The organism is Ruminococcus sp. 1001136sp1 (assembly GCF_039841815.1).
GTDB classification, from domain to species: domain Bacteria; phylum Bacillota; class Clostridia; order Lachnospirales; family Lachnospiraceae; genus Blautia_A; species Blautia_A faecis.
The window spans coordinates 1-7,611 of sequence record NZ_JBDPGY010000044.1 but is presented as its reverse complement, the minus strand read 5'-3'; the positions used below and the strand labels follow the sequence as shown (position 1 = coordinate 7,611).

Here is a 7,611-nt window from a genome sequence, read left to right as displayed (position 1 = left end):
CTACAGGAAGTTATGATTCTAATTGAAGAACTGGTAAGAAAGATTCCGATGGCTGAAAAGCTGTTAGAGATCAAAGGTGTAGGAATCAGGACAGTGTCAGGGTTCCTTGCAGAAGTAGGTGATATCAGCCGCTTCAACAATCCGAAAGAACTGCAGAAGCTTGCAGGATTGGCATTGGTTGAAAATAGTTCAGGAAAGCACAAGGGCGAGACAACAATAAGCAGACGAGGTCGAAAGAGACTCAGATATCTGCTCTTTGAAGTTGCAATGTCACTTGTGTCGAAGAACCAGGAGTTTAGGGAACTCCACAATTATTATACAACGAGAAGGCTGAATCCATTGAAGAAAATGCAGTCACTTATGGCGATTGCAGCCAAGCTGATACGTGTCTTTTATGCCATGCTGACAAAAGGTGTGGATTATGATCCGAAAAAGATGGTCAGTGACATCAAGAGACCGGCAGTTTATCTACAGGCTGCGTAAGAAAGACAAGTAACTGTAATGGAGGCTGTCAAGTGGACAGCCACTGAATTAAGCAGAATGTAACAGATAACGTCCACTGATCACAGTGCTGGAACAGGAAGCGAGTCAGTAATCAATAATACAAAGAATGAGCCAGTAGTCGGCAGAAATCATCACCAAGGGGCATGACCCCGTAAAGGAGCATAGCTGACACCCGGGTTATGGGCAGGCAAGACGAAGGAAGTTAGGACCTCTGGAGACAGAGATAATCCTGGTGGATATAGGAGGTTAGCTGCCATAGAGGGAAGGGTATACACAAGGCCAGTAAAGCGAAAATCAATGACGTTTTATTTTGTATACCATTCAACCGCTATTTCAGTACCTGATACATCGAAATGCTCATAGCTGTGGCTTATTCACTGAGATATGAAAGGTTGAAAAATCTTGAATTTTCAATAAAAAACACTTGATTATATGAGGAGGGCGCTATGTATCTGGATTTTTTAGTGAAAGTATCAACCGTAAAAGGCAAGATCATACGGAGAAAAAAGTCAAATGTTGTATATATAGAGTATGAGTATGACCGGGTTTATGATCCATCCCGGAAGTATACTTTTCCCAAAAGAGTAACGATCGGAAAACTATCAGATACGGATCCGGAACTCATGAAACCGAATCAAAATTTCCTGAAATATTTCCCCGATGCAGAACTTCCGGAAAGCAAAAACAGGACTTCCAGAAGCAGCTGTCTCAGGGGAGGAGCATACTTTGTACTGCGTAAGATCATAGAAGAATGCAGTTTAAAAGATATCCTTGGAAAGTATTTTGGATCACGTGATATGGGTCTGTTTTTAGATCTGGCTGTTTATTTGATTATAGCAGAAAACAATGCAGCACAGTACTATTCGGATTATACATACAACCATCCACTTTTTACGGAAAAGATGAAACAATACAGCGATTCAACCGTATCAGATTTCCTGAATTCAGTAACAGATGACCAGAGTACAGGCTTTCTGAATACATGGAATGAGTCACGGAATTACCGTGAAAAGATTTATATTTCTTATGATTCAACGAATAAAAACTGTCAGGCTGGAGATATAAAAATGGTTGAATTTGGACATCCGAAAGTAGATATGGGAGAGCTGGTATTTAATTATGCAGTTGCGTATGATACTCATAATCAGGAACCATTATTTTATGAAAAATATCCAGGAAGTCTGAACGATATCTCCCAGCTTCAGTTCATGCTGGATAAAGCATCCGGGTGTAGTCAGAAGAATCAGCAAGAGCGAAGATATTTGTTGGATTTGTATCCATGATAGTGCGCTGCAAGAGGTATATAAAACTAAAAGAAGAGATGAAAAAACCGGATAAGAAACCGAACTATATAACGGTATCGGCGGCAATAAAAGAGCTGGAAAAAATAGAAATGGTACGTCAGTTGGACAATATATACTGTCTGGATCATGCAGTAACAGCGAATCAGAAAGTAATATTGAAAGCCTTTGGACTGAATGCGAACAGTATAAAATATTTTGCATCAGAGCTGAGTAAGGAACTGAAAAAAGCAGAGGCTGATGTGATCGCAGCGAAGAAAAAGTATGACCAGGCAACAGCGCAAATCTGAAAGAACTGTTAGACAAGCGAGATGCCATAAGAAAAGAAGAGATCCTGTCAGCGGTTGTAAAAAGTGGGCGGTCATATGAGGAGATCATGAACTTTTTGAATGCAGGATCAGATGGAGAAAAGACGGAAAAATAGAATTATTTTGAGTCGCAGATATAGCGACATTCGATTTAGTCGGAAAAACTGGAAGTTCACAAGTAATATTTTTTGCTTGACAAAGCGGAAAAACATTCATATAATTACCAATGGTAATTAACTAAGGTAATTATACAAGGAGATTAACATGACAAATGAGAAAATCAAAAGAATGTTTGATGCATGTTATCTGGCAAAGCGGATACGGGAAATGCTTCCGCCATTGCCGCAAGGTGTTATGCCATCTTACATTCAATACATGGATAAAATCCAGACTATGGAAAAACAGGGCATTTGTGTAAAAGTATCAGACATCAGTGACGCATTGAATATTCCGCGCCCGGGAGTTACCAGAACAGTAAAAGAAATGGAAACGAAAGGATATCTCCAGAAATTATCCTCTCCTGATGATGGTCGTGTCACTTTTATTACTCTTACGGAAGCGGGAAAAGCTTTGTCCCGGAAGTATGATGAGCATTATTTCAATGAACTATCTTCGTATTTGGATGATATTTCAGAGGAAGATGCAGATTGCATGATCCGTACGATCGGGAAATTTTATGAGATTATGAGTGAGAGGAGAGAACATTATGAAAAGTGATAAAGCGGATTTTACGCAGGGAAGTATTCTGAAGAAACTGGTAGCTTTTATGATGCCGGTTCTTGGGGCATTAATTTTGCAGGCAGCCTACGGTGCTGTTGACTTGCTGGTAGTGGGAAGATTTGGTTCAACTTCCGGACTTTCAGCTGTTTCTACAGGAAGTCAGGTACTGAACCTGGTTACGTTTGTGGTAGTTCAGTTCGCCATGGGTATTACGGTTCTGATCGCCAGATATCTTGGTGAAAAGAAGCCGGAAAAGATAGGAGCAGTTATTGGTGGAGGAGCGATTGTTTTTACCATCATTTCGGTTGTTTTGTTTATTGTAATGGTATGTTTTGCTCATCCGATTTCTATACTTATGCAGGCACCGGAAGAGGCAGTTGATCTGACTGCCAGCTATGTGCGTATCTGCGGAGGCGGTATCTTTTTCATTGTAGTTTATAATCTTCTGTCTGCAATTTTCAGAGGACTTGGAGACAGCAAATCACCACTGCTGTTTGTTCTGGTTGCATGTATCGTAAATGTGATTGGAGACTTGGCTCTCGTGGCTGGACTACATATGGATGCAGCAGGAGCTGCGATTGCGACCGTTTCTGCACAGGCACTTAGTGTGGTGTTTGCAGTAGTTCTTCTGATAAAGAAAGAACTTCCGTTTAGCATTGCAAGAAAAGATTTCCGTCTGAATCCGCAGTGTAAAAAATTCCTGAAAATCGGATTACCACTGGCCCTTCAGGAGTTTCTGACACAGGTTTCATTTCTGGCATTATGTGCGTTTGTCAATCGTCTGGGACTGGAAGCATCTTCAGGTTACGGAGTTGCATGTAAAATCGTAAACTTTGCGATGCTTGTGCCGAGTGCGCTGATGCAGTCCATGGCATCTTTTGTTTCCCAGAACATAGGAGCAGGAAAGAAAAAACGTGCGAAGAAATCTATGTTTACAGGTATTGGAGTCGGCCTGGTTGTCGGATGTCTGGTATTCGCGCTTGTTATATTCAAAGGTGATATGCTTGCAGGATTTTTCACCACAGATGCGGCTGTTATTGAGAATGGTTATGCTTATCTGAAAGGTTTTGCATTGGAAACGATTGTGACAGCGATTCTTTTCAGTATGGTAGGTTATTTCAACGGAAACAATAAGACCATCTGGGTTATGACACAGGGACTGATCCAGACACTTCTGGTACGTCTCCCGCTGGCATATTTTATGAGTATCCAGCCAAACGCCAGCCTGACAAAGATTGGTCTGGCAGCACCGATTTCAACTATGGTGGGAGTTGTGCTGAACATTGGATTTTATGTATATCTTAACCGCGTAGAACAAAAGAGTGGAAAGAAGACTTCATGATTTGAATTTATAGAGTAAAGATAACTGTATTGTTGAGTGGTTTTACATCAAATAGTTATTCGGTAGGTTATTATCAAATACAGAAAGCTTCTCTGACTGAGTAAGAAAAATAAAAAGAAAATATTAAAGCAGACAAACCTGGAGTTCCGGGAATTGTCTGCTTTTGTATTTACAGAAAAATTTGTCTAGCATCCAAATAATTCAGCAGTTTTTTTCATTCGTTCTGCAATCGGAACGCCAAACGGACAGCGTGATTCGCATGCCTGACATCCGATACATTCGGAAGCTTTATGTTTCAGAAGTTCGTAATGAGACTGTACAGTTGCCGGTACGGTTGGCTGCATAGTTGCAAGGTCATAGAATTTATTGATCATTGCAATATCCAGATCGGATACGCAAGGTTTGCAGTGACCGCAGTAAGTACATTCTCCACGGTAGGAGTGAAGTGGTGCATTTGCAAGTATGGATGCATAGTCTTTTTCTTCCTCGGAAGCATTTTCGTAAGCAGTAGCAGCATCAATCTGCTCTTTTGTATCATATCCGCACATAATAGAACAGACAGCCGGTCTGGTCAGGGCATAGTGGATACACTGTACTGGTGTTAAGGTTACACCGAATGGAGAACGCTTCTCATCGAACAGTCTTCCTCCGGCAAAGCCTTTCATAACAGTGATTCCGACGTCGTTCTGTTCACAGACCTTATATAAGCGCGCGCGGTCCGGGTCGATTCCCTTGAGATTTTTGTCAAATTCATCTGCAAACATGGTATCAATATTTTCACTTGCAGGAAGCATATCGAAAGCCGGATTGATGCTGAAAAGAATCATTTCCACGAATCCGGATTCGGCAGCTTTGACTGCTACTTTAGGGTTATGGGAACTCATACCGATGTGGCGGATCACACCTGTATTTTTTAATTCCATCACATAGTCCATGTAATCGGAATGCTGAATTTGTTCCCATTCTTCTTCGGAATCTATATAGTGGATCATGCCGAGATCAATGTAATCGGTCTGCAGTCTTTTTAACAGATCTTCGAATGCAGGACGGACGTATTTCATATCTCTGGTACGGAAATACTGGTTGTCTTTCCATGTAGAACCAATATGTCCCTGAATGAACCACTGACTGCGGTTTTCTTTGATTCCTTTTCCAATGATATCTCTGGATTTCGGGTCTGCCATCCAGCAGTCCAGAATGTTGATTCCTTTTGATGAAGCATAGCGGATCAGCTCAATGCTCTCTTCTTCCGGATGACGTTCCAGCCATTCTCCACCGAAGCCGATTTCACTCACCTGAAGATTTGTTTTTCCCAATCTACGTGTTTTCATTATCGATTTCCTCCTTTATATGCAATAATACATGCATTGCAACATAGTATAGATGCGTCAATATATGCATTATTATTCAATGTAGATATGTTTGACACATACGGAAAATATATCTGTGTATATTACATATTAGTACTTAAAGAGTACTGGAAGTCAAGTGTTTTTGTAAAAATGTCAGTAAAAAACAGTTATAAAATCGACTTTTAAAGTTGCTGTTCATTTTGTACGGAATAGTAGCGTGAAAACAGCAATCTTTTAAAATTAATATCAGGCTTATAGAGTTAAGATTGTTAACGGATTCTGGAATCGCCTATTTTAAGTATGATCGTGCATCCGGCCATAAAAGCAAACATAATTGCCATAAAAACCGGGAAGATTTTAGTACCGGTAATATCTGACAGAAAACCAAAGAGTACCGATGTAAGCATGATACTTAGGTTTGAAAAAGCCATTTCGATTCCAATAATGGGCTGAGATGTTTCTTTTTTATAGAGGATGGGTGTTAAGTGAGTTATATTAGGGAAAATCGGGCCGTTACCAAGTCCTACCAGAAAAAGCCCAAGTACTGCAAAAGAAACATTACTTGTCAGCAGTAAAATACATACGGCTGCAAGTATAGCATGGCTTCGATACAGAAGAAAAATAACAAATATTGTGTCGTATATTACTGTAAAGATACAGAGGGAAAACGGAAACAGAAATGGGAAACGTATGATACAAAGATGTGATCGTCATATTTCCAGAGGAGCGGAAAACGAATAAGACGGTACGCATTATGAAAACACCAAAAACAGAAAGCAGCGTACGGAAAGTGTTTTTACCCAGGAGCGTAGCTGAAGAACTGATTGCATGGAAAGCACAGCAGGAGGAGATAAAGGATATTTTGCAGGAAGAATACCAGGACTATGGCCTTATCCTTGCTACTGAATATGGACTTCCAAGGGGCGGTGCGTATATCAGAGATTCTCTGAATAAGCTGATCAAACAACATGATTTACCACAGATTGTGTTTCACAGTTTCCGGCATATGAGTGTTACCTATAAGCTTAAGCTGAACGGCGGTGATATAAAGGCGGTACAGGGAGATTCTGGTCATGCACAGGCAGATATGGTTACAGAAGTATATTCGCATATCATAGATGAAGACAGACGGCGCAATGCGACACTGTTGGAAGATTCCTTTTATAACAGGAAGAATCTGAATCCGCAGATCCATGATACAGAAAAGAGGACGATGATGGAAGTTCCAGAAGGAGTGGACGCAGAGTTACTTGCAAAAGTTCTCAGCAATCCGGAAATGGCTGTGTTGCTGACATCATTAGCAAAATCAATGCAAGGGGAACATAATTAGGATAAAAGCAGACCGGTGGAGAGCAAATTCTCTGCCGGTTTTATTTATGAGATCAAATCAGAGCATGTGAGAAAAAAGAGGTAAAATAGTGGTCAAAGCATCTTGCGTAAATGGCGGTATCTGATGTATAATTTAGAAGAAATCTGACAAAGAAAATAGTGTATCATACATTTCATTTCCCGCTTTTAAATGGGCAGGATAGTTGGATTTTATGATTTGAAAAATTATAGATGGAGTTGGCGCTTTATATTAGAAGCGTACAATCATTTTCTCAGAAAATGTAAAAATCCGGAATAATTTTCAATGATCTTATATGAACAGAAATAGTCCGGGAAGGCGCTTTTTTACTGGACTTATAAATGAATAGGTTGTCTCTGTTGGACTAGTCTGAACCTGCATAAAAGTTGCTCCTAAGCGGTGACCAGAGTTATCGCCTCGGCGTATAATAGAAAAATGAATTTGAGTTCGATTCTGTTATGTGATGTCACAATTAAGGGGACATGCGTTTTTGGAAAAGGCGATAGCTTCATACCAAAAAAGTTTATCATATAAGATTGATTCAGCTGACGCAAGTCAGTTTTAAATCATAAAATCCAATGCCGTTGAAATGGCTGAAAACCTTGATTTTAAGCCAAAAATCCGGTATTTGTCCTGTTAGTTTAATGGATAGAACAAGTGCCTCCTAAGCGAGGGGTCGGAGGTTCAAATCCTCTTGGCGACGGGCTTCAAAGCGTTCGAAAATGTTAGCTGGATT

The 7,611-nt window shown here is 40.3% G+C and carries 7 protein-coding genes; 6 read left to right on the top strand and 1 reads right to left on the bottom strand.

Features of this window, described 5'->3' with window-relative positions; translation table 11 throughout:
* The 5 genes from ABHC48_RS20180 to ABHC48_RS20160 form a co-directional block, all read left to right on the top strand.
* On the top strand, positions 1-483 hold a 483-nt coding region (locus tag ABHC48_RS20180), incomplete at its 5' end, for a transposase (protein WP_347506035.1).
* A 467-nt stretch (positions 484-950) separates the two neighbouring features.
* The gene (locus ABHC48_RS20175; protein WP_334285723.1) at positions 951-1,787 is read left to right on the top strand and encodes a hypothetical protein; all 837 of its coding nucleotides are present in this window, start codon (positions 951-953) and stop codon (positions 1,785-1,787) included.
* 38 nt (positions 1,788-1,825) lie between these two features.
* Positions 1,826-2,095, top strand: a complete 270-nt coding sequence (locus ABHC48_RS20170; protein ID WP_226855598.1) for a hypothetical protein — start codon at positions 1,826-1,828, stop codon at positions 2,093-2,095.
* A 282-nt stretch (positions 2,096-2,377) separates the two neighbouring features.
* Positions 2,378-2,830, top strand: coding sequence for a MarR family transcriptional regulator (locus ABHC48_RS20165; protein ID WP_117676793.1), 453 nt, complete (start codon positions 2,378-2,380; stop codon positions 2,828-2,830).
* The gene (locus ABHC48_RS20160; protein WP_226855597.1) at positions 2,820-4,175 is read left to right on the top strand and encodes an MATE family efflux transporter; all 1,356 of its coding nucleotides are present in this window, start codon (positions 2,820-2,822) and stop codon (positions 4,173-4,175) included. Before ABHC48_RS20165 ends, ABHC48_RS20160 begins: the two co-directional genes overlap by 11 nt.
* A 185-nt stretch (positions 4,176-4,360) precedes the next feature.
* Here ABHC48_RS20160 and ABHC48_RS20155 read toward each other — a convergent pair whose 3' ends face one another.
* The gene (locus tag ABHC48_RS20155) at positions 4,361-5,506 is read right to left on the bottom strand and encodes an aldo/keto reductase (RefSeq protein WP_118516863.1); all 1,146 of its coding nucleotides are present in this window, start codon (positions 5,504-5,506) and stop codon (positions 4,361-4,363) included.
* 724 nt (positions 5,507-6,230) lie between these two features.
* On the opposite strand from ABHC48_RS20155, the gene ABHC48_RS20150 reads away from it, so the two are divergent.
* Complete coding sequence (locus ABHC48_RS20150; RefSeq protein WP_330637364.1) at positions 6,231-6,857, top strand: tyrosine-type recombinase/integrase; 627 nt, start codon at positions 6,231-6,233, stop codon at positions 6,855-6,857.
* The last annotated feature ends 754 nt before the right edge of the window (positions 6,858-7,611 follow it).

Excerpts from the sequence above, each read along its gene's own strand:
- ABHC48_RS20175 (WP_334285723.1), top strand. The coding sequence starts at position 951 with ATGTATCTGGATTTTTTAGTGAAAGTATCAACCGTAAAAGGCAAGATC.
- ABHC48_RS20170 (WP_226855598.1), top strand. The coding sequence starts at position 1,826 with ATGAAAAAACCGGATAAGAAACCGAACTATATAACGGTATCGGCGGCA.
- ABHC48_RS20165 (WP_117676793.1), top strand. The coding sequence starts at position 2,378 with ATGACAAATGAGAAAATCAAAAGAATGTTTGATGCATGTTATCTGGCA.
- ABHC48_RS20160 (WP_226855597.1), top strand. The coding sequence starts at position 2,820 with ATGAAAAGTGATAAAGCGGATTTTACGCAGGGAAGTATTCTGAAGAAA.
- ABHC48_RS20155 (WP_118516863.1), bottom strand. The coding sequence starts at position 5,506 with ATGAAAACACGTAGATTGGGAAAAACAAATCTTCAGGTGAGTGAAATC.